Origin of the sequence: Streptomyces sp. NPDC005262, from assembly GCF_042872425.1 — a bacterium.
GTDB lineage: Bacteria > Actinomycetota > Actinomycetes > Streptomycetales > Streptomycetaceae > Streptomyces.
In genome coordinates, this window is sequence record NZ_JBIAKK010000008.1 from 179216 (window position 1) to 201187 (window position 21972).

Below are 21972 nucleotides of genomic sequence, written 5' to 3' on the forward strand. Positions count from 1 at the left end.
ATTCAGTTTAATGACAGGCTCGGAGGGTCGCAGCGGAGCGAATCCTGGGAGGAACGATGCTGGCCGCCAGGCTGTACGGAGCCAAGGATCTTCGGATCGAGGAGATGCCCGAACCCGAGCCGGGGCCGGGCGAGGTGAAAATCCGCGTGGCGTACGCGGGAATCTGCGGCACCGATGTGCACGAGTACTTCGAGAAGCCACGCGCCACGCACGAGCCCAATCCGCTGACCGGTGCCACCTTGCCGCAGACCCTGGGGCACGAATTCGCGGGGACCGTGGTGGTCTGCGGTGAAGGGGTCGACCGGGTCGCGCCCGGCGCCCGGGTCTGCGTGCGGCCGATCCGCACCTGCGGGATGTGCCCGCGCTGTACGTCCGGACTGTCCCATCTGTGCACGGCCCTGGCTGCGATCGGGGTGACCGCCCCCGGCGGCGGACTGGCCCAGTACGTGCTCGTGCCGGCCGACTCCGTGCACCTGCTGCCCGACGGACTCTCGCTGGAACAGGGCGCTCTGGTCGAACCCATGGCGGTGGCCCTGAATGCTGTGGAGAGGGCCTGTGTGCCGGGCGGTGGCAGCGCCCTGGTGACGGGTGCGGGTGCCGTCGGGATGGGTGCGCTGTTCGCGCTGAAGGCGTGCGGCGTCCACGACGTGCTGATGGTGGAGCCCTCGCCGACCCGCCGTGCGGCGGCCGAACTGCACGGCGCCCGGGTTCTCGATCCCGGCACGGTCGACGTGGTCGAGGAGGTGATGAGCCACACGCGTGGCCGGGGTGTGGATGCGGCCATCGAGTGCTCCGGCCGACCGGAGGCGCTCAATGCGGCCCTCCGCTCCGTGGCCGCCAGGGCGCCGGTCGTGATGGTGGCCCTGTACTCGGGCCCGGTGGCCATCGACGCCGCCGCCCTGCGTCTGGCCGAACTCGCCCTGCTCGGCTCCGAGGCGTACCCCGACGGCGCCTTCGAGCGTGTCATCGAGTACATGGCTGCCGGTCACTACCCGATCGATGGCTGGCTCGACCGCATTCCGCTCGGCGACACCGTCGAGGGGCTGCATGACGTCCGTGGCGGGCGGCGCGTGAAGGTCCTGGTCGAAATTCCTGCGGACGGCGCGGCCTGACCCTGCGCGGGGCTGGTGCGGTCAGCTGAACCAATGTCGATCAGAGGGTTGACAGTGCATCACTAGCTCCGCAAACTCGTAATGAATTCAGTTCAACTTGGAGGATGAGATGGCAGTGGAAGACGAGATCCAGTTCGAGCGTGACGGCCATGTCGCCCGTGTCTGGCTCAACCGTCCGTGGAAGAAGAACTGCGTCACGGTGCCGATCCTGGACCGGCTCGACGAGATCATCACCGAGGTCGATGAGGACCCCGAGCTGCGGGTCCTGGTGTTCCGCGGCCGCGGCGGCACCTTCTGCTCGGGCTTCGACCTCGACAGCCTGAAGGCGGAGTACGTGGGCAAGTCGAACGCCATCGACGTCGCGGTCAAGTCCGCGAAGGTGTGCGACCGCCTCTACTCGATGAAGACCCCCTCCGTCGCGGTCCTGGAGGGCCATGTCACCGCGGGCGGCTTCGAGATCATGATCTCCTGCGACTTCGCGATCGCCGCGGACGACGCCAAGATCGGCGATTTCCACATCCGCCGCGCGCTGTTCGGCGGGGCGGGCCCGATCTACCGCGTGCCGCGCATGATCGGCATCCGCAAGACGAAGGAGCTGATGCTCACCGGCAAGCTGCTGTCCGGCATCGAGGCCGCGGAGTTCGGCCTGATCAACAAGTCCGCCCCGGCCGACAAGCTGGACGAGACGGTGCAGGACTTCATCGGAGACCTCATCGACAAGAGCCCGTTCACGATGTGGCTCACCAAGATGACGATCGACCGGAGCCTGGACGCCGACACCCAGTCGCTGATGGTGATGGAACACCTCGCCGTGGGCGTGGCGCTCAACTCCGAGGACGCCAACGAGGGTGTCTCGGCCTTCCTGGAGAAGCGCGAGCCGAAGTGGCAGGGGCGCTGACCCGGATGACCGGCCATCCGCGGAGTCCGGCCACCGGGCTCCAGGGCTCACGTTGCTCCGGCTGCTCGGTGGCGGTCTATCCCGCGGACGACGCGTGCCCGCGCTGTGGGGGGCCGGCCTACCCGGCGGCCCTGTCCGGCGCGGGCACCCTGTGGACGTGGACGGTGCAGCGGTACGCCCCCAAGTCACCGCCGTACCACGTCCCGCCCGGCGGATTCGTCCCGTTCGCGCTCGGCTACGTCGAACTGGAAGAGGGCGTTCGTGTGGCCGCCGTACTCGAGGTCGACGACCTCGAAGAGGTCCGTATCGGCATGCCACTCACGCTGACCGTCGGCGACGGGGTGCCGCGGGCCCACCCCACGACCGATCGCGAGGAGGGCTCATGAGCGCCGACGTCCTGATCTGCGGTACCGGACGTACCCCGTTCGGCCGGCCGGAGGCGAGCGGCCGGCAGCTGGCCGTCAGTGCGGTGAACGCCGCACTGACGGATGCCGGGATCGGGTGGTCGCGGGTGCGAGCTGCTTTCGGTGGCAGTGACAACGCCGGGCTCGCCGACACCCTGGTAGCCCAACTCGGCCTGACCGGACTGCCGTTCGTGAACGTCAAGAACGGCTGCGCGACCGGCGGCAGCGCACTGGTCTCCGCTGTGAACGCGATCCGTTCCGGCATGGCGGACGTCGTCCTCGCCGTCGGCTTCGACAAGCACCCGCGCGGGGCCTTCGACCCGCGGCCCGAGGACTGGGGCCTGGGTGAGGAATACGGCAGCGACGGGCTGATGGTGACCACCCAGTTCTTCGGCATGAAGATCCAGCGCTATATGCACGACCACGGGGTCACGCCGCAGACCCTCGCGCTGGTCGCCGAGAAGGCGTACCGCAACGGTGGCATGACCCCTGAGGCCTGGCGGCGCAAACCGGTGTCCGCCGCGGCGATTTTGGACTCCGGCATGGTCAGCGACCCACTGACCCGCTACATGTTCTGCTCCCCGGGAGCGGGTGCGGCCGCGCTGGTGCTCTGCTCGCCCGAGGTTGCCCGCACGCTGGACGGGCCCTCGGTCACTCTGCGCTCGGCGGCTGTGCGAACCCGTCGCTTCGGCTCGTTCGAGGTGTTCAGCCCGTGGATCCCCGGGGGTGAGCTGACCAGCGTCAGCCGCGATGCCTCGGCCGCCGCGTTCGCGGAGGCGGGGATCGGGCCCGGCGACATCGATGTCTGCCAGCTGCAGGACACCGAGAGCGGCGCCGAGGTCATGCACATGGCCGAGTGCGGGTTCTGTGAGGACGGGGAGCAGGAGCGGCTGATCGCCTCGGGTGCCACGGAAATCGGGGGTGCGCTGCCGGTCAACACCGACGGCGGCTGCATCGCCAACGGCGAACCCATCGGTGCCTCAGGACTGCGCCAGGTTCACGAGGTCGTCCAGCAGTTGCGAGGCCGGGCCGGCGAACGGCAGGTGCCCGGACGACCACGGGTCGGCTTCACACATGTGTACGGCGCGCCCGGAGTCAGCGCCTGCACGGTGCTGTCCCGCTGAGTGGAGGTGGAGGAAGACATGAGCGGTATCCCGGAACCCGAGGAGTTCCGCGCGCAGGCCCGGCAGTGGCTGGCCACGGTCGCCCGGCCGCGCCCCGCCGACGGGGAGTGGGGCAGCGGCCCCGACTCCGTCGCTGTGTTCGAGAACTGGACGGAGAAGGAGGAGCGCGCGCACACCGCCCGCACCCAGGAGTGGGAACGCACTCGCTACGACGAGGGGTGGGGTGCGCTCAACTGGCAGGCCACGTACGGGGGTCGGGACCTGCCCGCGTACTACGAGCAGCTCTACCGTTCCGAAGAAGCGGCCTTCGACGTACCGCACCGCACCGAGATCTTCCCGGTGACACAGCAGCTGGTCGCCCCTGCGATCGGCATCTGGGGCACCGAGGAACAGAAGCAGCGCTGGCTGCGGCCCATGCTGCGCACCGACGAGTTGGCCTGCCAGCTGTTCTCGGAGACCGAGGCCGGCTCCGACCTCGCGGCGGTGCGTACGAAGGCGGTGCGCGACGGCGACGCATGGGTACTGCGCGGGCACAAGGTGTGGACCTCCGGGGCCACGGTCGCGACCTGGGGCGTCGCGGTATGCCGCACCGACCCGGACGTACGCAAGCACGCCGGTATCACCGTCTTCCTGGTGCGCATGGACGCCCCGGGCGTGACCGTACGGCCCATCCGGCAGATGACCGGCGGCGCCAGCTTCAACGAGGTCTACCTCGACGGCGTGACCGTGCCCGACACCGACCGGCTCGGACCGGTCGGAGGGGGCTGGGGGGTCACGCTCAGTGTGCTGGCGGCCGAACGGCTCGACTCGGGCAACCTCGGCCTGGACAACGCCGACCGGGCAATCGAACTGGCCCGGAACCTGTCCCGCCCGCTCACCGGCGGCGAACGGCTTCAGGCCGCCGACCTCCACATCCGAAGCCTCGTCCAGCGGCTCATCGGGCTGCGGGTGACCGCCGCCCTCGTCGCGGGCCGGGAGCCGGGCGCGGAGGCGTCGGTGGGCAAGCTGTACGCCACCGAGACCATGCGGCGCACCAGTGATCTGGCGTCGCAGCTGCTGGGCCCGCGCCTTGTCGCCGATACGGGGGAGTGGGGCACCTACGCCTGGACGGAGCACGTGCTCGGCGCGCCCGGCTACAGCATCGCGGGCGGCACCGACGAGATCCAGCACAACATCCTCGCCGAGCGCGTGCTCGGCCTGCCCAAGGAGCCCGTCCGATGAGCACGGCCACTCAGGTGTCGGAGCTGTCCACACGGGTCCGCGACCGCCTCGCCCCCCGGCATCCGGGGGTGTCGATCGGGGAGTTGAAGACCTTGGAGGGCGGCCACTCGGGACTGACGTACTCGGTCACCGCGGGGGACGCGAAGTACGTCATCAAGGCGGTTCCGCCGGGGCAGCGGCCCGTCGGGCGCAACGACGTGCTGCGTCAGGCGCGGGTGCTGGGAGCGCTCGCCGGATCCGCAGTCCCGGTGCCGGCAGTCGCCGCCGTCGACAAGACACAACCCGCTTGGTTCGCCATGGACTTCGCTGCCGGGGAGGCCGTCGAACCCGTGCTCGACGAGCCCGAGGTGCCCGCTGAGACGGCACGGGCGCGGATGCGGGAGATCGCGTCCGTGCTGCGGCAGTTGCACGACACCGATATCCGCACGCCCGGACTCGATGCGCCCGAACCGCTCGACGCGTCCGGGGAACTGGAGCGGTGGAGCCGGACCATGCATGCCGTTCCGGCTGGACTCCGCCCGGGTGGAGAGGAGTTGCTGGCCCGTCTCGCCGACGCCATACCCGACGGCATACCACCGGTGCTGCTGCACGGTGACTTCAGGCTCGGCAATGTGCTCTGCGTGGGCCGGCGGGCGACCGCCGTCGTCGACTGGGAGATCTGGAGCGTCGGTGACCCGCGCATCGACCTCGGCTGGTTCCTGCTCTTCGCCGACCACCGCAACTTCCCCCGGCTGGGGCGCGCCGTACCCGGCCTGCCCACCGAGGTCAACCTGCTGGACGCCTACCTGGACGGCCGACCCGCGCTGCCCGCGATGGACTGGTTCCGGGCGCTGGGGCGCATGAAGATGGCTGCGATCATGGGCCACAACCTGCGCCGGCACCGCGAGGGCAAGCACCACGACCCGGACCAGGAGCGCCTGCCGCCGACCATTGCCGCGATGATCCGCACGGCGCGCGACATCCTCGGCTGATCCGTACCGACCGTACAAATCGCAGCACTTAAGGACGCACGCCGAGCCAGGGGCCCCGGCGAAGAGGAGCAATCGTGGATTTCGGATTCTCGCCCCGGGCGAGTGAACTCCAGGACCGCATGCGGTCGTTCATGGACCAGCATGTCTATCCGGCGGAAGCCGTTTATGACCGGCAGCTCACCGAGGCGGACGACCCGCACGCGCTGCCGCCGGTGATGGCCGAGCTGAAGGAGAAGGCGCGAGCCGAGAGATTGTGGAACCTCTTCATGGCGCACGGCGACTGGGGCGCGGGACTCACCAACCTCGAGTACGCGCCACTCATGGAGCTGGCCGGTCGCTCCATCATCGGCCCCGAGGTGTTCAACTGCTCGGCGCCCGACACCGGCAACATGGAGCTGCTCGCCCTGTACGGCACGCCCGAGCAGCAGGAACGCTGGCTGCGGCCCCTGCTGGAGGCCGAGATACGTTCCTGCTTCGCGATGACCGAACCCGAGGTCGCCAGCTCGGACGCCCGGAACATCCGCACGCGCATCACGCGTGACGGCGACTGCTACGTCGTCAACGGCCGCAAGTGGTACACGTCCGGGATCCTCGATCCTGACTGCAAGCTGATCATTCTGATGGGCAAGACCGACCCGGACGCGCCCACCTACCGGCAGCAGAGCATGCTGCTCATCCCCCGTGACACCCCGGGCGTGAAGGTGCTGCGCGATCTGCCGATGTTCGGCTACACCGACCGGTGCGGGCACGGCGAGGTGCTCTTCGACGACGTCCGCGTACCGGCGGAGAACATCCTCGGAGGTGAGGGCGAGGGCTTTGCACTCGCCCAGGGGCGGCTCGGCCCGGGGCGCATGCACTACGCCATGCGCGCCGTCGGGTTCGCCGAGCGCGCCCTGCAACTGATGTGCGAGCGCACCACCGCACGCGTTGCTTTCGGGGGGCCGCTCGCCGACCGGGGCGTGGTGCGCGAGTGGATCGCCCGCAGCCGCATCGAGATCGAGCAGCTGCGGCTCCTCGTCCTCAAGTCGGCCTGGCTGATGGACACGGTCGGCAACGCCGCCGCCCGGATGGAGGTCGCCGCGATCAAGGTGGCGGCGCTGGAGGTCGCGCACAGGGTGGTCGACCGTGCGGTTCAGGCGCACGGCGCTGCGGGGGTCAGCGATGACACCGTACTGGCCCGGCTGTTCTCGATCACCCGGGCGCTGCGCATCGCCGACGGCCCCGACGAGGTGCATCTGCGCACGGTGGCCCGTCAGGAACTCGCCCGGTACAAGAAGACCGACACAGAGGCAGGGGCAGCGTGAGCATCATCGAAGGCAAGGTCGCCGTCATCACCGGCGGATCGCGCGGCATCGGCCTCGGCATTGCCACCGCCTACCGGGCGGCCGGCGCCCACGTCGTGATCGCGGCCCGCAAGGCATCCGGACTCGCCGAGGCGCGCGAGGGGCTGCTGCGAGTCAAGGGCGAGGGCGATGTGCACACGGTGGTGGCGAACGCCGGCGAGCCCGACCAGGCCGAGGCATGCATCGACGAGACCGTCGAGCGCTTCGGCCGGGTCGACATCCTGGTCAACAATGCGGCGACCAACCCGTACAACGGCGACCTGCTCGATCTGGACCTGCCGCGCGCGGAGAAGACCGTTCGCGTCAACCAGTACGGGATGATCGCCTGGACCCGCTTCGCATGGCGGGCCTGGATGGCCGAACACGGGGGAGCGGTGATCAACATCGCCTCCGTCGGCGGTCTGATCGTCGACCCGCACATCGGCTACTACAACGCCACCAAGGCCGCCATGCTGCACATGACCCGGCAGCTCGCCTATGAACTCGGGCCGCGGGCACGGGTGAACGCCATCGCCCCAGGACTGATCAAGACCGAACTTGCACGTGCGGTGTGGGAGATCCGTGAGCCCATCCTCACGGCCAAGCTGCCGATGCGGCGCCTCGGTACGGTGGAGGACGTGGCGAACGCGGCGCTGTTCCTGGCCTCCGACGCCTCTTCCTGGATGACCGGCCAGACCCTGGTGCTCGACGGTGGCGCGACCGCACTGCCGATCGGGGTGGACCGGTGAGCGCGCCGCGACCCGCCTCCGAGCTGTTCTCGCTGGAGGGCAGGACAGCGATCGTCACCGGCGCCTCCGCAGGACTCGGCGCACGTTTCGCGGCCGTCCTCGCGCAGGCCGGCGCAACTGTGTTCGCTGCCGCCCGCCGCATCGACCGGCTGAAGGAACTCGCCGACTCCGACGCGCGTATCCACCCGATCGCCTGCGACGTCTCTCAGGAGGCCGACCGTACGAGGCTGACCGAGACGGCGCTGACAGTGACCGGCCGCATCGACATCCTGGTCAACAACGCGGCCACCTCCGGTGAGACACGCGCCGAGGACGAGTCACCGCAGGCCTTCGCCAATGTACTCGGCGTGAATCTCACCGCACCGTTCCACCTCGCACGGCTCACCGCCGAGGCACCCACCCCCGTCGACGCCCCGGCCGGGGGCAGGAGCATCATCAACGTCTCCTCCATCCTCGGTCTGGTCTCCGCCGCCCCGCTCGGCGGCGCGAGCTACTCGGCGTCCAAGGCCGGACTGATCGGCCTGACCCGCGAGTTGGCCGGACAGTGGGGCGGTCGCAGCGGAACGCGCGTCAACGCACTCGCCCCGGGCTGGTTCCGCACCGAGATGACCGCTGACCTCTTCGGTGACGGGCGTTCCGGCCGCTGGGTCGAGCGCAACACCCTGCTGCGCCGTGGCGGCCACGGCCACGAACTCGATGGCGCGCTGCTCTTTCTCGCCTCTGACGCGTCCTCGTACTGCACCGGTCAGGTCCTGACCGTCGACGGCGGATGGACCGCGCGATGAGGGTCGCCGTCGACATCCTGGACGGCGGTCTCGCCCACGTCACCCTGCGACGGGGCGAGGCGGGCAACGCCATCGATCTGGAGATGGCGCGCGGACTGCTGGACGCGGCACGGACCTGCGAGCGCGAGTCCGTACGAGCCGTGCTGCTCACCGGCGAGGGACGGTCGTTCTGTGTCGGCGGCGATCTGCGGGAGTTCTCCGCACTGTCGGGCGAGGCGCTGGAGAAGCACCTCATCGCGGTGACCGATGCGCTGCACGACGCGCTGCGTACGTTCGCCGCCATCGACGCGCCCATGGTGGCCGCCGTGCAGGGAGCGGTCGCCGGCGCGGGCATCGGCCTGGCCGCGGCGGCCGATGTGACCCTCGCAGCCGACAATGCCTCGTTCACTGCCGCGTACACCGGCATCGGCTACTCGCCGGACGCCGGAGTGAGCTGGTTCCTGCCCCGCCTCGTCGGGCCCAAGCGGGCCCTGGACCTGCTGCTGACCAACCGCCGGATCGCGGCGGCGGAAGCGGCGGCGATGGGACTGGTGAGCCGCGTGGCCGCCCCGGACCAACTGGCCGCCGAGGCCCGGCAGACGGCCGAGTCCCTGCGCCGCGGCCCCACCACCGCCTTCGGCGCCACCCGCCGGCTCGTCGCCGCCGGACTGACCGCGGACCTCGGCGGGCACCTCGACCGTGAGGCCCGTGCGCTCGCCACCACGGCGGCATCCGACGCAGGCCGTGAGGGCGTCACCGCCTTCCTGGGCAAGCGGCCGCCCGACTTCACGCGTATCTCAGCCAGGCCCTGATCCCTCATCCCAACCATGGAGCCCACCGTGTCGCAAGCATTCATCGTCGGAGCCGTCCGCACCCCCGTCGGCCGGCGCAAGGGCACGCTCAGCGGCGTGCACCCCGCCGATCTCGGCGCACATGTGCTGCGGGCCCTGCTGGAGCGCGTGGGCGTCGACCCGGGCGCGGTCGACGACGTGTATTTCGGGTGCGTCAGCCAGATCGGCGCGCAGACCGGAAACCTCGCACGCACCGCATGGCTGTCGGCGGGGCTGCCTCAGCACGTTCCCGGAACCACCATCGACCGCCAGTGCGGTTCCTCTCAGCAGGCGGTGCACTTTGCCGCCCAGGCGGTCGGGTCCGGCGCCGCCGACCTGGTGGTCGCCGGTGGTGTGGAGGTGATGAGCCTGGTGCCCATCGCCAGCCCGATGTTCGTCGGAGAACAGGCCGGCATGGGTAGTCCGTACGCAGGTGACGGCTGGCGCGAGCATTTCGGGGACCAGGAGGTCTCGCAGTTCCGAGGGGCCGAGCTGATCGCCGAGAAGTGGGGCATCACGCGCGCGGACATGGAGCGGTTCGCGCTCACCAGCCACCGGAGGGCCCTGACGGCCCAGGCCGACGGCGCCTTCGACGACGAGATCACCCCGGCCTTCGGACTCACCGCCGACGAGGGCCCGCGCGCCGACACCACGCTCGAGAAGATGGCGGGCCTGAAGCCCCTCACCGAGGACGGCCGGCTGACCGCCGCCGTCGCCAGCCAGATCTCCGACGGCGCCGCCGCCCTACTGATCGCCTCCGAGGAGGCGGTAGGCCGGCACGGCCTGACCCCGCTGGCACGCGTGCACAGCATGGCCGTGGTCGGCTCCGACCCGATCCACATGCTGACCGGTCCGATCCCCGCCACCGAGAAGGTCCTGGACAGGGCCGGGCTGTCGATCGACGCGATCGACCTGGTCGAGATCAACGAGGCCTTCGCCTCGGTAGTCCTGGCCTGGCAGAAGGAGATCGGCGCCGATCAGGAGCGCGTCAATGCCTTCGGCGGGGCGATCGCGCTCGGGCATCCGCTCGGTGCCACGGGCGCCCGGCTGATGACCACACTCGTTCACCAGCTGCGCAGGACCGGAGGGCGCTACGGTCTGCAGACAATGTGCGAGGGCGGCGGCATGGCCAACGCGACCATGCTCGAACGCGCGTGACGTGGCCGATTGGCAACTGAGTTCAACTTGGGTCTACTCTCGGGTACGGACACGGTGAGTGACGGCCAGGAGAGGGAACATGACAGGGATCGTTGAACCGGAGGCGGGACCGCGGTCCAAGCGCGCGGCCATTCTCACGGCTGCCGTGGAGTGCTTCGGCGAGGCCGGCTTCGAGGCCACCAAGTGGGCCACGGTGGCCGAGCGGGTCGGCATCGGGCAGACCGCCCTCTACCACTACTTCGAGTCGAAGACTCATTGTCTGCTCACCATCATGCGTCTCGAACTGCAGCGCTCCCACGACCGGTTCGTCGAGGCGACGGCGGATGCCCAGGAGCCGGTCGAGGCACTGCGGGCGGCGGTTCGCGCGGCGTACGACGTCTCTGCGCACGAGGTTCGGCAGATGCGCATTCTGCAGAATCACATGGACCTGCTCTCGGGTTCGCGCAGGTCCAAGCGTGAGGAGGCCGAGCGGGTCGCTGCTCGACAGTTGGTCCAGGTCGTCGAGAGGGACTGGACGAACCTGCTGGTGAGAGGCATGTCGCAGGGAGCCTTCCCGCTGCGGGACGCGCAGCTGCTCGGCGCGAGCGTGCTCGGTCTGATTGTCAGCGTGTGGCGTTGGTACCGGCCGTCCGGCCCGACCCCGCTCTCGGAGATCAGTGAGTTGATCGAGGGCGCCTGCGTGCGGATGGTTGCCTCCTGACGCGCTGAGTGGTCCCGCACGTCGCGGCCCCCTGACGGATGTCCGTCAGGGGGCCGCGCTGTCTCCCGCTCCGGTCCGGGTCGACAGGGTAGGTGGCCGGCCATTGCCAGGCGTGTTTCCCCGGGATTAAGATTTAAAATGAACTGAACTTAACTCAGGTTGATCTGAGGAGGGGTCATGCGACGACGCACCACGCACGCGCTCATCGCTGTATTCGCTGCCGTGCTCACCCTGGTGGTGAGCGCCTGCGGCACCACAGGCCCTTCGGCGGCAGGGGACGACAAGGTCATCAGAATCGGTGCCTGGCTACCGCTCACCGGAGCACAGGCCACTTTCGGGGTTCCCGAGAGGGCGGGTGCCGACGCGTACTTCAAGTCCGTCAACGCACAGGGCGGGATCAACGGCCGCAGGATCAAGTGGATCGTCAAGGACAGCGCCGCCGACCCGCAGCAGACCGTCCAGATCGCCCGTCGGCTCGTCGACCAGGACGGGGTCGTGGCCATCGTCGCCGCGAACGGCACGTCCCAGACCCACGCCACGTTCCCCTTCGTGCTCGAGCAGTCGAAGGTGCCGATACTCAACACGCTCGGCGGAGACGCGTCCTGGTACCAGCCGGCCCGCGACGGACTGTTCGGGCTGCAGACCCTGTACGAGGACCAGGCGGCCGCGCTGGGTGACTGGGTGGTGCGCGACGGAGCGAAGAAGGTGCTGGTTGTGCACAGCGACCCGGCGGCTTTCGTGAACGTCGCCGAGCAGATCGGCCCTGCTGCCCGCAACGCCGACCCGACCGTCCAGGTTAAACGCCTGAAGGTCAAGCTCCAGACCACCGACTACAGCCCGGTGATCAGCAAGGTGAAGGCCCAGCGGCCTGACGCGGTCGTCCTGATCCTGCAAGCCTCGGAAGCTGCGTCCTACCTGAAGGAAGCCAAGCTGCAAGGACTGGACACCCCCTCGTACGGCTATGCACCCGTGGCAGCACAGTCCACGCTGACACTGGCCGGCAAGGCGGCCGAAGGGCTCAAGTCGGTGCAGTTGGTCAAGTCGCCGCACGACGACGACCCGGCCATCAAGGAGTTCCGCAGGGCGATGGCGAAGTACGAGCCCGGACAGCCGGCCGATTTCATCACCCTGTGGGGATGGGAAGCGGCCAAGGCGTTCGTCGAGGTCGCCAAGACCGTCGACGGGCCGGTCACCGCCGCGTCGCTGACCCGGGCCTACCAGAACGCGCGCCAGGTCGACACGGGCGTGGGGCCGGTGCTCACCTTCTCCGCCGACCGTCACCTGGGCACCCGCGACGTGCAGAAGGTCGTGGCAAGGAACGGTCGTTGGGAGTCGCAGGGTGACTTCTTCACCCCGCCTGCCCGTGGCTGACATCTGTCCCGTCAGCCACCGTGCCGGACATTTGCCCGGGCCGCCGGCAGCCCTTCAAGCCACGAGAGGACCATCCATGGCCAGTGTGTTGCGCGCCTACATGGCACGTATGGACAGCGACCGCCCCGAGCAGGCGCTCGAACTCCTCGTACCGGACTTCCGTTTCCTCATCGCCCTGCCGGGCCGCGAGGCGACGGGACGGTCCAAGGACGAATTCGCCGCCTACATCGGGGGTCGTAATGCCGTCGAGAGGGTGCACGAAATTCTCCGTTGCAGCTCCGACGGTGATCTGGAGACCGTGTACGGAGTGGTGACCGAGTCCGGGAAGGCCGTCGGGTCCTTCCTGTCGGCCGCCGTTGTCACACCCGACGGGAAGATGGCGCGCTACCAGTCATTCTTCACCACGACGTTCGACCTCGTCGACCGGCCGGAGTAGGCCGCCGCCCGGGCCGGCTGAACGCGGCCCGGGCACGGCGAAGTACTCCGTGTCCGTGGGCAACGGACCGTCCACGACCACTACACACTCACGCACCGTCCAGAGAAGAGCCGACATGACCGACACAACCACCGGCGTTGCCCCCACTGCGGCCCCCGCCCCATTCCTGACCGCATGGTTCGAGATCCTCGACAGCGACGAACCGTCCAGGATCCTCGACCTGATCAGCGACGACTTCTCGCTCTCCATCCTGTTCTCCACCGGCGACGGCAACGCCACGGACTTCGCAGGGGACCGCGCCGCGCTCGTCGGCTATCTCGAACAGCGGGAGAAGGGCACACGCACTCACCATCTGCTGTCCGCGACCACCCTCGGCCAGGACGAGATGTTCCTCGGCGAGGTACGGCGCGCAGGGGTTCCCGAGGCGAGTTTCGTCGCCGCCGGGCGAGTGAACGAAAAGGGCCGGCTGCAGCGTCTGCTGATCGGTCGGTCGTCCGAGATCCGGTTCAACTGACAACGTACGGAGGATTTCATGTACAACCTCGTTCTGCTGGCAGCCCGGCCTCCGGAGTGGACGCACGAGCGGTTCATCGGCTGGTGGCGCGGCGACCACGCGGAGCTGACCTACCGCCTGCCGGGCCTTCGCGCCTGGCGGCACACCGAGATCGACGCCGCCCTGGAGAACCGCTCCGAGGGCTGGGACGGGATCTCCGTGCTCAGCTTCGACTCGCCGGAGGACCTGAAGAAGGCCCTCGCGAGTCAGGAGTGGGCGGATGCCATTGCACAGGTCGGGGACATGAAGGGCCGACGCATCGCGGTGATGGGGCACGAGGCGGAGATGTTCACCGGCTGACCACCGGACCGGCCGTTCCCCAGTCGGTTAGCAGCATGGATGTCGGAGCAGCGTTCCTTACGGAGTTCGGCACAGCGTAGCGAGGAAACGGGATGCAACAGGTAGTGCGGGAGTTCCAGCAGAGGGCCGAGCAGGCGGACTTCATTGCCGTCATCGACGACGCGGGCAGCCATACGGCACGCGAGCTGCTCGACCGGGCAGCCACGCTCGCCGATGCGATGTCCCCCGGAGGCGCCGGCGGGGTGGGCGGCACTGTGATTGTCCAGGCCGACAACTCATGGCGTACCGTCGCCGCCGGTCTGGCCGTGGGCATGAGCGGCGGGGTCCTCGCGGTGGTCAACCGGCACACCACTCCCGCGGAGTTCGCCGCGGCCTGGGAGGACATCCGCCCGGACGTCGTCGTCGCCGAGCCCTCGGCCATGAATGAATGGGCGGTGCCCGAGCTGCTGCAGGGCCGGGCGGACACCGTGCTCGACGGCTGGACCTGCCTGTCCATGCCCGGGCAGCGAGATGTGGCGCGCTGGTCGGGCGGTGTCCTCATAGGCCTCACCTCCGGCTCGACCGGGCGGCCCAAGGGCGTCGTGCAGTCCGAGAAGGCCCTGCGCTACGCCGGCACGAGCACCATCGGGATCAACGGCCTCGCCGCCGGCGATGCAGTGGGCGCGATCGTGCCGCTTTCGTCGACGGCGGCGTACTGCTTCGGCGTCTACCTCGCCCTTCTGCTGGGTGGACCGCTCGTTCTTACGGGGAAGTGGGATCGGGCCGTCGCGCTGCGACGGATGGCCGATGCCGGGGTCCGCTGGACCATGTGCGTACCGACGATGGCGCTGCAGATGGGGGCCGAGGCAGCCGGCTCCGGCATCCTCGCGGGAGTCCGGGCGATCACCGTGGGCGGCGGCCCCATGGACCGCGGCGCCCTCGCCCGCGCCGAACAGTCCCTGGGTACGAAGATCCTCCGCGTCTTCGGCATGTCCGAGTGCCTCGGCCACACCTCGCCGAGCCCCGACGACCCCGAGGAGATCCGGCTCGGCAGGGACGGTCGCCCCTTTACGGGCACGAACCTTCGCGCGCTCGCTCCCGACGGGACCGAAGCCGGGCCGGGCGTGTCCGGCCGGGCAGAGGTACGCGGTCCTTCCCTCTTCCTCGGCTACGCCCGTGACGGCAAGGTCGAACCGCCGGCGCTGACGGCGGACGGTTACTTCCCCACCGGTGACCTGCTGATGACCCACGAGGACGGCACCATCAGCATCATGGGCCGCGAGAAGGACATCATCATCCGCGGCGGCCGCAACATCGACATCACCGAGATAGAGCGTGCGGTCGCCAGTTACCCGCGCGTCGCCAGGGCCTGTGTCGCGGCCGTTCCCGACGAGGTGCTCGGCGAACGTATTGCACTGCTCGTCGTCACCGAGGACGGCGGCGGCATCGACCTGGCGGAGGTGACCGGGCACCTGGACGGCGTGGGACTGTCCAAGGCCAAGTGGCCCGAGTTCGTTTTCGGCATCGAGGAGTTGCCCCAGACCAAGGTCGGCAAGCTCGACCGATCCGGAGCCCGCGAACTGGCCCACCGGCTGCGCGTCCGCACTCCCGACCCGGCCTGATCCGGGGCACACCTGCGGGCCGCGCTCCCGCGCACACCGCGCGGCCTGATCCACAGCGGCACACCAGCAAGGGGAAAGTTATGACACCGCGGTTCGACCAGGGCCCATGGGCCGCAGCCGGAGTCCAGACCGTACAACCCGGGGTGCATCGTGTTCCCCTGCCACTGCCCAACGACGGCCTGCACGCCGTCAATGTCTATCTGCTGGAGAACCTGGCGGACGACGACGGCATCGTCATGATCGACGGCGGCTGGGCGATCCCCGAGGCACGCAAGACGCTCGAGGAGGCTCTGGCCGCCATCGGCCGCGACCTCGGCGACATCAGCCACATCCTGGTCACCCACATCCACCGCGACCACTACACCAACGCCGTGGAACTGCGCCGGTTGCTGGGCTCGCGCGTATACCTGGGCGCCGGCGAACGGCCGGGCCTGGAGATGCTCGACCGGCTGGGCAGCGACGAACCCACGGGCTCGCTGGAGACGCTGCGCAGGGCGGGTGCCGGCGAACTGGCCGACCGCATCCAGGCGTTGGACCACGGCGGCTACGACCCGAGCGTGTGGGAGGCTCCCGACCGCTGGCTCGGGGCGGAGACCCTGCGTTTCGGCGACCGTGAGCTCCACGTCGTGCCAACGCCGGGACATACCAAGGGACACGTGGTCTACCTCGACGAGCAGCGAGGACTGCTGTTCTCCGGGGACCACGTCCTGCCGCACATCACCCCGTCCATCGGATTCGAGCTGGCCGAACCCGGCGGCCGGCCGCTCGCCGACTACCTGGACTCGCTGCGGCTGATGACCCGGTACGCCGACGCCCGGCTGCTGCCCGCGCACGGGCCGGTCGCCGACAGCACCCACACCCGCGTCGCCGAACTGCTCACGCACCACGACGACCGGTTGGCCAAGAGCTTGACGGCGCTGGGGGAGGGCACGCTCGACGCCCACGCGGTGGCACGCCGACTCGGCTGGACGCGCCGGGAGGTGCCGTTCGGCGATCTCACCGCCTTCAACCAGATGCTCGCGGTCAACGAGACGGCGGCGCACCTGGACGTCCTGGTCCTGCAGGGGCGGTCCACGAGGGCGTTCGTGGACGGGGTGAACCAGTACACGCGCGCGCACTGACACACACACGGAAAGGGGGCACGGCAACGGCCACGCCCCCTTTCTTCCGTCAACGTGCGGTCCAGCCCCCATCCACGTACAGCTCGGAGCCGGTGACGAAGCTCGCGTCCTGCGAAGCGAGGAAAACCACTGCACCCGCGACCTCTGCGGGCCTGCCGAGTCGCCCCAGGGGGGTGCCTTCGACCATCGCGGTGTGCCGCGGCGTGCCCACCCACAGTTCGCGTGAGAGGGGCGTCTCGATGAAGCCGGGATGGATCGAGTTGACGCGGACGCCGCGAGTTCCCCAGTGCAATGCGGCATTCTTCGTCATCAGTCGTACAGCGCCCTTCGCGGCGTGGTACGAGAACTGACTGCCGAAGCCGCCGACCGTACCGAAGATCGAAGCGATGTTGACGATCGAGCCGCCTCCCGAGCCTTCTATTGCGGGACCTCCGTGCTTCATCCCGAGCCAGACACCGGTCTGGGTGACCGAGATGACCTTGCTCCAGGACTCCTGGGTCTCCGTCTCCACGGTCCGCATCTCGGCGATACCCGCATTGTTGACGAGCACGGACAGGCCGCCCAGCTCGGCGACCACCCGTTCGACCGTACTGCGCCATGCCTCTTCGTCGCTGACGTCCAGGGTGAGGCCGAGGGCCTTTGCTCCGTCGGCCGTCAGCTCCTTCGCCAGATCGTCACAGCGTCCTGCGTCCACGTCGGTCACCACCACCGTGGCGCCCTCGGCAGCCAGGCGGCGCGCTACGGCCGCTCCTATGCCGCCGGTCGCGCCGGTGATCAGGGCGACCTGTCCGGACAGTCGAGCATGCATGGGCTCTCCTTCGCTTCGTGCGTCAAGGGTCACGGCAGCAGCTCCAGTCCCGAGCTCAGCAGCGTGGGCACCGCGGAGCCCACTCGGTCGAAGCCGGCGCCGACGGTCTGCCCCGCGAGATGGCGGGCATGGATGCCCTCCGCGATGACCGCGAGCTTGAAACAGCCCAACGCCTGGTAGTAGGGCAGGGCACCGACGTCCCGGCCGGACTTTTCGGCGTATCGCTCGGCCAGCTCGCGGCCCGAGGGGAAACCGGGGTTGGCCGTCGGGGCGTGCCGTGCTCCGAGTACCGGCTCGCAGGTCGGGTCCCAGTACATGAGCAGCATCCCGAGGTCCGTGAGGGGATCGCCGAGTGTGGCCATCTCCCAGTCGATGATCGCCGCGATCCGCTCGAAGCCGCCGGGCGCCAGAATGGTGTTGTCGAGCCGGTAGTCGCCGTGCACGATCGAGGGGGTGCCGCTCGCGGGCAAGGATCGGGCGAGCCGACCGTGCAGCTCGTCGAGTTCGGGCAGGGTACGCGTGGCGACCTTGTCCCACTGCCTGCGCCACAGACGCACCTGACGCCCCAGATAGCCCTCGGGGCGTCCGAAGCCGCTGAGCCCGACACTGTCGGCGTCTACCGAGTGCAGGGTCACAAGAGCGTCCACGAGCGCCTCGGCTCCCTGCCGCGCGGCGGCGGGTGGCAGTTCGGCGACCTCGTCGCCGTCGCGCAGCACCGTGCCCTCCACGAAGTCGACGACGCAGAACGGTGCCCCGATCACCGCCGGGTCGGTGCACGACAGCACGGCCCGCGCCACCGGGACCCCGGTGCAGCCGAGGGCGGCGACGACCCGGTACTCGCGGTCCATGTCGTGCGCGGTCGGCGTGAGGACTCCCAGCGGCGGTCGGCGCAGCACCCACCGGTTCGTGCCGTCGGTCACGTCGTACGTCAGGTTGGAGCGCCCACCGTGCAGCAGTTCGATGTTCAACGGGCCCGAGCACTCGGGGACATGGCGTTCGAAGTAGCGCTGCAGCGCCGGTCCGTCGATGCCGATCACGGCCGTCTCGGCTGTGGTCACCGGGCAGCCACCCGCTCCCGCGCCGCGCGCACCGCGCGCTTGGCGATGGCCCAGCGGTGTGTCTCGGACGGCCCGTCATAGATACGGAACGGACGTACCTCCCGGTACAGCCGCGACAGCGGAGCATCCCCCGAGATGCCGAGCGCGCCGCACACCTGCACGGCCCGGTCCACCACCCGGTTCACCGCCTCGGAGACGTACGTCTTGGCGATCGAGGTGTGCTGGGCGGCCGGACGGCCCTGGTCCAGCTCCCAGCAGGCCCGCCACAGCACCGCCCGGCTGGTCTCGATGTCGATCTCGGAGTCGGCCAACAGCTGTTGCACCATGCCCAGTTCCGCCAGCGGCTTGCCGAAGGCCGAACGTTGCGCCGCGCGATCCAAGGCGGTGTCCTGTGCGCGGCGCGCCACCCCGAGCCAGCGCATGCAGTGGGTCATACGGGCCGGGCCCAGGCGTACCTGCGCGTACGCGAAGCCCTTGTCCACCTCGCCGAGGACGGCGCTGTCGCCGATTTCGCAGCCCTCGAAGACGACCTCGCTGTGCCCGCCGAACAGGCCCTGGTCCAGAGTGTCGATATTCCGGACGATCTTCATGCCCGGGTTGTCGGTGTCGACGAGGAACATCGTCGCTCCACCCGCGTCGCCGGGGCTGCCGCTCGTGCGCGCCATGCAGATGGCGAAGGCGGCGCCGTCGGCGCCGCTGATGAACCACTTGCGGCCGTCGATACGCCAGCCGTTCTCGATCCGCGTCGCGGTGGTGCCGAGCGCCCGTGGGTCCGATCCGGCGCCCGGTGCCGGCTCGGTCATCGCGAAGCAGGAGCGCGCCGTACCGGCGGCCAGTGGGCGCAGATAGCGCTCCTTCTGTTCCTCAGTGGCCACCTTCTCAAGCAGGTGCATGTTGCCTTCGTCGGGCGCCGCGCAGTTGAGCGCGAGTGGCCCCAGCAGCGAGTACCCGGCCGCCTCGAACACCACCGCCTGTCCGCACAGATCCATCCCGAGCCCGCCCCACTCGGCGCCGACATGCGGAGCGAACACCCTCGCCTCGCGGGCCGCCTCCTGCAGCCGCCGCCGCAACGGCTCGGGCCCGGCATGGACGTTCCCGTCGCACGCCTGCTCCTCGGCCATCACCACATCCCGTACGAACTCCGTAGTGCGCCGCGCGACGTCGGCGACCCGCCTGTCGATCTCGAACCCGATGGACACGTTCTCTCCCGATCTTGGCTACTGACTATTAGCCATCACAGAGCTGGATGGACGGCCTGTCAAGGGTCGTGGCTATAATCAAGGTTGCCGGAAGAAGAAATCGGCTAACCATTGATAGCTCCGGGGGTCGGTGTGCCAGTAACTCAAGGTGGACAGTACGAACGGCCGCATCGGCCCGCCTCTCCCGAGGACGAGTCCCCGGCCGACCGCCGGTCGGCGATCCGGCAGGCCGCGCTACGGCTGTTCGCCGCCCAGGGCTACCGGTCCACCACCATGACCGACATCGGTGCAGCCGTCGGCATCCGCGGTCCGAGCCTCTACAAGCACGTGGCCTCCAAGCACGAGCTGCTGGCCGAGATCATGATCGGCACGATGGAGCAGCTCATCGCGGACAACACCGCGGCCGTCGCCGGCGCCGACGGTGTGTGCGAGCAGCTACGCCGCTCCGTGGAGGCGCACATTCGCTACCACGCCCGCCACCGCCTGGAGGCCTTCGTCGGCAACCGCGAGATCGGCAGCCTGGCGCGGCCGGACCAGGACCGGGTGCTCAGTCGCCGCAGCGACTACGAGCGCCGCTTCCGCGAACTCATCGAACGAGGTGCCTCCGAGGGTGCCTTCCAGGTGCAGTCGGCCAGAATCGCCTCGTACTCGATCCTCGACATGGGCATCGGTGTGGCCAGCTGGTTCCACGAGGGCGGCGAGCTCTCCGTCGACCAGCTCGCCTATCAGTACGGCGACATCGCACTGCGCATCGTGGGTGCGCGGCTCGAGAGAGTCCCGTACGAGAGGGGTGTGGGCGCCCCGGCCCACACCTGAACCGCAGGTACGGCCTCCCGGCCGTTGCGGGTGCGAGGCGCGCGATCGGGGACTCTGCGGCGAGCCACGGCTGGTAAGACCGCCGGTGATGTGATGGCCCCGTCGGCCGAAAATGGCAGGGATGCCCTTACTGGCATGTAAGGCCACACGTGGCCCGGAGTATTAGCACTCTTTGCCTGCCTCGGAGTCCGAAGCGGCGATCGTTTCCCGGACGTTCACGATGACCTCATGCCTGGGCTTCGTGTGATCCGGGGGTGGGGCTTAGCTTCGCAAGGTCCAGTTCGCCCGAAATAGACGAGGCATAGATGTCCCTGCGGCATGCAGTCGCCAGCCTAGCCGTCCTGCCCGTGCTCGCCCTTCCGGCGACCGCCCAGGCGGCCACGGCCCAGCACCACCACCACGTACCGCCCCAGAAGACTCATTTCGACCTGCAGGCCCACCGCGGCGGCCTCGGCCTGACCACCGAGGAGTCCCTGGAGGGCTTCGGCAAGGCTCTGCGCCTTGGCGTGAGCACCCTGGAGCTGGACACGCACATCACGAAGGACCAGAAGGTCGTGGTCAACCACGACCGGCAGATCAGCGCCCAGAAGTGCAAGGACACCGGTCCCGTGACGCCCGGCGACCCGATGTACCCGTATGTCGGCAAGTACATCAAGGACCTGACGCTGGCCCAGATCAAGAGCATGGACTGCGGCTACCAGCAGCTGCCCGGCTTCCCCGACCAGGAGCAGATCAAGGGCTTCCGCATGGTGGAGCTCAAGGACGTCCTCAACCTGGTCAAGAGCTACAAGGCCAAGCAGGTCAAGCTGAACATCGAGACCAAGGTGGAGGCCGGCGCGCCCGAGCAGACCGCACCGCGCGAGCTGTTCGTCCGCCGTGTCTTCGAGGAGATCCACCGTTCCGGGATCGAGAAGCAGGTCACCATCCAGTCCTTCGACTGGGGGGCGCTGAAGGAGATGCACGAGCTCGCGCCGTCGTACCCGCTGGTGGCGCTGACGAACTACGACTTCCTCCAGGTCGGCAAGCCCGGCGCCTCCCCGTGGCTCGGTGGAATCGACGCCGACGACTACGACGGCGACTTCGTCAAGGCCGCCGCTGCCGTCCCCGGTGTCACCGCGCTGTCCCCGAACTACGGCTTCCCGCAGAACGGCACGATCGCGGACCCGGCCTTCCGCTTCTACCCCGACAAGAAGATGATCTCCGAGGCCCATGAGCGCGGTCTGAAGATCATCCCGTGGACCTGTGACGACCCTGCCACCATCGAGGCGCTCATGGACATGGGCATCGACGGGATCATCACCGACTACCCCAACCGCGTACGGGACATCATGGCCGACCGCGGCATGCGCCTGCCCAAGGCCTACCCCGCGCCGCGTCACTGACGACCGGCACACCACCGACGGATACGCCCCAGAGCACCCAGCTCCGGGGCGTAGGCCGTAACAAGGCCCGCGCG

23 protein-coding genes are annotated in these 21972 nt (G+C 69.2%); 20 read left to right on the forward strand and 3 right to left on the reverse strand.

The features are described 5' to 3' along the window. Positions 1–56: 56 nt before the first annotated feature. The 18 genes from ACFYP5_RS21515 to ACFYP5_RS21600 all read left to right on the forward strand — a co-directional run bounded on the left by ACFYP5_RS21515 (position 57) and on the right by ACFYP5_RS21600 (position 16635). Positions 57–1112, forward strand: a complete 1056-nt coding sequence (locus tag ACFYP5_RS21515) for an alcohol dehydrogenase catalytic domain-containing protein (RefSeq protein ID WP_389038297.1) — start codon at positions 57–59, stop codon at positions 1110–1112. A gap of 109 nt (positions 1113–1221) precedes the next feature. Continuing rightward, positions 1222–2010, forward strand: a complete 789-nt coding sequence (locus tag ACFYP5_RS21520; RefSeq protein WP_326601546.1) for an enoyl-CoA hydratase/isomerase family protein — start codon at positions 1222–1224, stop codon at positions 2008–2010. Continuing rightward, positions 1995–2396: a Zn-ribbon domain-containing OB-fold protein gene (locus ACFYP5_RS21525; RefSeq protein WP_389038299.1), complete on the forward strand. Its 402-nt coding sequence runs from the start codon at positions 1995–1997 to the stop codon at positions 2394–2396. Before ACFYP5_RS21520 ends, ACFYP5_RS21525 begins: the two co-directional genes overlap by 16 nt. Then, complete coding sequence (locus ACFYP5_RS21530) at positions 2393–3538, forward strand: thiolase family protein (protein WP_389038301.1); 1146 nt, start codon at positions 2393–2395, stop codon at positions 3536–3538. Before ACFYP5_RS21525 ends, ACFYP5_RS21530 begins: the two co-directional genes overlap by 4 nt. A gap of 18 nt (positions 3539–3556) precedes the next feature. After that, entirely contained in the window at positions 3557–4759 is a 1203-nt protein-coding gene (locus ACFYP5_RS21535) for an acyl-CoA dehydrogenase family protein (protein ID WP_389038303.1), read from the forward strand. Beyond that, positions 4756–5730, forward strand: coding sequence for a phosphotransferase family protein (locus ACFYP5_RS21540; protein WP_389038306.1), 975 nt, complete (start codon positions 4756–4758; stop codon positions 5728–5730). Before ACFYP5_RS21535 ends, ACFYP5_RS21540 begins: the two co-directional genes overlap by 4 nt. A gap of 74 nt (positions 5731–5804) precedes the next feature. Next, positions 5805–7034 carry an acyl-CoA dehydrogenase family protein gene (locus tag ACFYP5_RS21545; protein ID WP_389038309.1) on the forward strand — a complete coding sequence of 410 codons (1230 nt, stop codon included), beginning with the start codon at positions 5805–5807 and terminating at the stop codon, positions 7032–7034. Beyond that, positions 7031–7801 carry an SDR family oxidoreductase gene (locus tag ACFYP5_RS21550; RefSeq protein WP_389038312.1) on the forward strand — a complete coding sequence of 257 codons (771 nt, stop codon included), beginning with the start codon at positions 7031–7033 and terminating at the stop codon, positions 7799–7801. Before ACFYP5_RS21545 ends, ACFYP5_RS21550 begins: the two co-directional genes overlap by 4 nt. Beyond that, complete coding sequence (locus ACFYP5_RS21555) at positions 7798–8586, forward strand: SDR family NAD(P)-dependent oxidoreductase (protein WP_389038315.1); 789 nt, start codon at positions 7798–7800, stop codon at positions 8584–8586. The genes ACFYP5_RS21550 and ACFYP5_RS21555 overlap by 4 nt, the downstream gene beginning before the upstream one ends. Next, positions 8583–9377: an enoyl-CoA hydratase/isomerase family protein gene (locus tag ACFYP5_RS21560; RefSeq protein ID WP_389038318.1), complete on the forward strand. Its 795-nt coding sequence runs from the start codon at positions 8583–8585 to the stop codon at positions 9375–9377. Before ACFYP5_RS21555 ends, ACFYP5_RS21560 begins: the two co-directional genes overlap by 4 nt. 27 nt (positions 9378–9404) lie before the next feature. Further along, entirely contained in the window at positions 9405–10553 is a 1149-nt protein-coding gene (locus tag ACFYP5_RS21565; RefSeq protein WP_389038321.1) for an acetyl-CoA C-acetyltransferase, read from the forward strand. Between the two features lie 79 nt (positions 10554–10632). Next, positions 10633–11253, forward strand: coding sequence for a TetR/AcrR family transcriptional regulator (locus tag ACFYP5_RS21570; RefSeq protein ID WP_389038324.1), 621 nt, complete (start codon positions 10633–10635; stop codon positions 11251–11253). 177 nt (positions 11254–11430) lie between these two features. Further along, on the forward strand, positions 11431–12624 hold the full coding sequence (locus ACFYP5_RS21575; RefSeq protein WP_389038327.1) for an ABC transporter substrate-binding protein: 1194 nt from the start codon (positions 11431–11433) through the stop codon (positions 12622–12624). A gap of 76 nt (positions 12625–12700) precedes the next feature. After that, positions 12701–13060, forward strand: coding sequence for a nuclear transport factor 2 family protein (locus ACFYP5_RS21580; protein ID WP_389038330.1), 360 nt, complete (start codon positions 12701–12703; stop codon positions 13058–13060). A 115-nt stretch (positions 13061–13175) separates the two neighbouring features. Further along, entirely contained in the window at positions 13176–13574 is a 399-nt protein-coding gene (locus ACFYP5_RS21585) for a nuclear transport factor 2 family protein (RefSeq protein ID WP_389038333.1), read from the forward strand. An 18-nt stretch (positions 13575–13592) separates the two neighbouring features. Further along, positions 13593–13913, forward strand: coding sequence for an EthD family reductase (locus ACFYP5_RS21590; protein WP_389038336.1), 321 nt, complete (start codon positions 13593–13595; stop codon positions 13911–13913). A 92-nt stretch (positions 13914–14005) separates the two neighbouring features. Further along, complete coding sequence (locus ACFYP5_RS21595) at positions 14006–15514, forward strand: class I adenylate-forming enzyme family protein (RefSeq protein ID WP_389038339.1); 1509 nt, start codon at positions 14006–14008, stop codon at positions 15512–15514. An 80-nt stretch (positions 15515–15594) separates the two neighbouring features. Then, the gene (locus ACFYP5_RS21600; RefSeq protein ID WP_389038342.1) at positions 15595–16635 is read left to right on the forward strand and encodes an MBL fold metallo-hydrolase; all 1041 of its coding nucleotides are present in this window, start codon (positions 15595–15597) and stop codon (positions 16633–16635) included. A gap of 49 nt (positions 16636–16684) precedes the next feature. Here the strand turns inward: ACFYP5_RS21600 and ACFYP5_RS21605 are convergent, their stop codons facing one another. The 3 genes from ACFYP5_RS21605 to ACFYP5_RS21615 are packed head-to-tail and all read right to left on the reverse strand — an operon-like array spanning position 16685 to position 19700. Beyond that, the gene (locus tag ACFYP5_RS21605; protein WP_389038345.1) at positions 16685–17443 is read right to left on the reverse strand and encodes an SDR family NAD(P)-dependent oxidoreductase; all 759 of its coding nucleotides are present in this window, start codon (positions 17441–17443) and stop codon (positions 16685–16687) included. A gap of 29 nt (positions 17444–17472) precedes the next feature. Then, positions 17473–18501, reverse strand: a complete 1029-nt coding sequence (locus tag ACFYP5_RS21610; protein WP_389038349.1) for a phosphotransferase family protein — start codon at positions 18499–18501, stop codon at positions 17473–17475. Further along, positions 18498–19700, reverse strand: coding sequence for an acyl-CoA dehydrogenase family protein (locus ACFYP5_RS21615; protein ID WP_389038352.1), 1203 nt, complete (start codon positions 19698–19700; stop codon positions 18498–18500). The genes ACFYP5_RS21610 and ACFYP5_RS21615 overlap by 4 nt, the downstream gene beginning before the upstream one ends. 132 nt (positions 19701–19832) lie before the next feature. Here ACFYP5_RS21615 and ACFYP5_RS21620 point away from each other — a divergent pair, with 132 nt between their 5' ends. After that, the gene (locus ACFYP5_RS21620; protein ID WP_389038354.1) at positions 19833–20516 is read left to right on the forward strand and encodes a TetR/AcrR family transcriptional regulator; all 684 of its coding nucleotides are present in this window, start codon (positions 19833–19835) and stop codon (positions 20514–20516) included. A 305-nt stretch (positions 20517–20821) separates the two neighbouring features. Then, a complete protein-coding gene (locus ACFYP5_RS21625; protein WP_389038357.1) occupies positions 20822–21898 on the forward strand; it encodes a glycerophosphodiester phosphodiesterase family protein in 1077 nt (358 codons plus the stop codon). Positions 21899–21972: the final 74 nt, after the last annotated feature.

Excerpts from the sequence above, each read along its gene's own strand:
- ACFYP5_RS21515 (WP_389038297.1), top strand. The coding sequence starts at position 57 with ATGCTGGCCGCCAGGCTGTACGGAGCCAAGGATCTTCGGATCGAGGAG.
- ACFYP5_RS21520 (WP_326601546.1), top strand. The coding sequence starts at position 1,222 with ATGGCAGTGGAAGACGAGATCCAGTTCGAGCGTGACGGCCATGTCGCC.
- ACFYP5_RS21530 (WP_389038301.1), top strand. The coding sequence starts at position 2,393 with ATGAGCGCCGACGTCCTGATCTGCGGTACCGGACGTACCCCGTTCGGC.
- ACFYP5_RS21535 (WP_389038303.1), top strand. The coding sequence starts at position 3,557 with ATGAGCGGTATCCCGGAACCCGAGGAGTTCCGCGCGCAGGCCCGGCAG.
- ACFYP5_RS21540 (WP_389038306.1), top strand. The coding sequence starts at position 4,756 with ATGAGCACGGCCACTCAGGTGTCGGAGCTGTCCACACGGGTCCGCGAC.
- ACFYP5_RS21560 (WP_389038318.1), top strand. The coding sequence starts at position 8,583 with ATGAGGGTCGCCGTCGACATCCTGGACGGCGGTCTCGCCCACGTCACC.
- ACFYP5_RS21570 (WP_389038324.1), top strand. The coding sequence starts at position 10,633 with ATGACAGGGATCGTTGAACCGGAGGCGGGACCGCGGTCCAAGCGCGCG.
- ACFYP5_RS21575 (WP_389038327.1), top strand. The coding sequence starts at position 11,431 with ATGCGACGACGCACCACGCACGCGCTCATCGCTGTATTCGCTGCCGTG.
- ACFYP5_RS21580 (WP_389038330.1), top strand. The coding sequence starts at position 12,701 with ATGGCCAGTGTGTTGCGCGCCTACATGGCACGTATGGACAGCGACCGC.
- ACFYP5_RS21585 (WP_389038333.1), top strand. The coding sequence starts at position 13,176 with ATGACCGACACAACCACCGGCGTTGCCCCCACTGCGGCCCCCGCCCCA.
- ACFYP5_RS21590 (WP_389038336.1), top strand. The coding sequence starts at position 13,593 with ATGTACAACCTCGTTCTGCTGGCAGCCCGGCCTCCGGAGTGGACGCAC.
- ACFYP5_RS21595 (WP_389038339.1), top strand. The coding sequence starts at position 14,006 with ATGCAACAGGTAGTGCGGGAGTTCCAGCAGAGGGCCGAGCAGGCGGAC.
- ACFYP5_RS21600 (WP_389038342.1), top strand. The coding sequence starts at position 15,595 with ATGACACCGCGGTTCGACCAGGGCCCATGGGCCGCAGCCGGAGTCCAG.
- ACFYP5_RS21605 (WP_389038345.1), bottom strand. The coding sequence starts at position 17,443 with ATGCATGCTCGACTGTCCGGACAGGTCGCCCTGATCACCGGCGCGACC.
- ACFYP5_RS21625 (WP_389038357.1), top strand. The coding sequence starts at position 20,822 with ATGTCCCTGCGGCATGCAGTCGCCAGCCTAGCCGTCCTGCCCGTGCTC.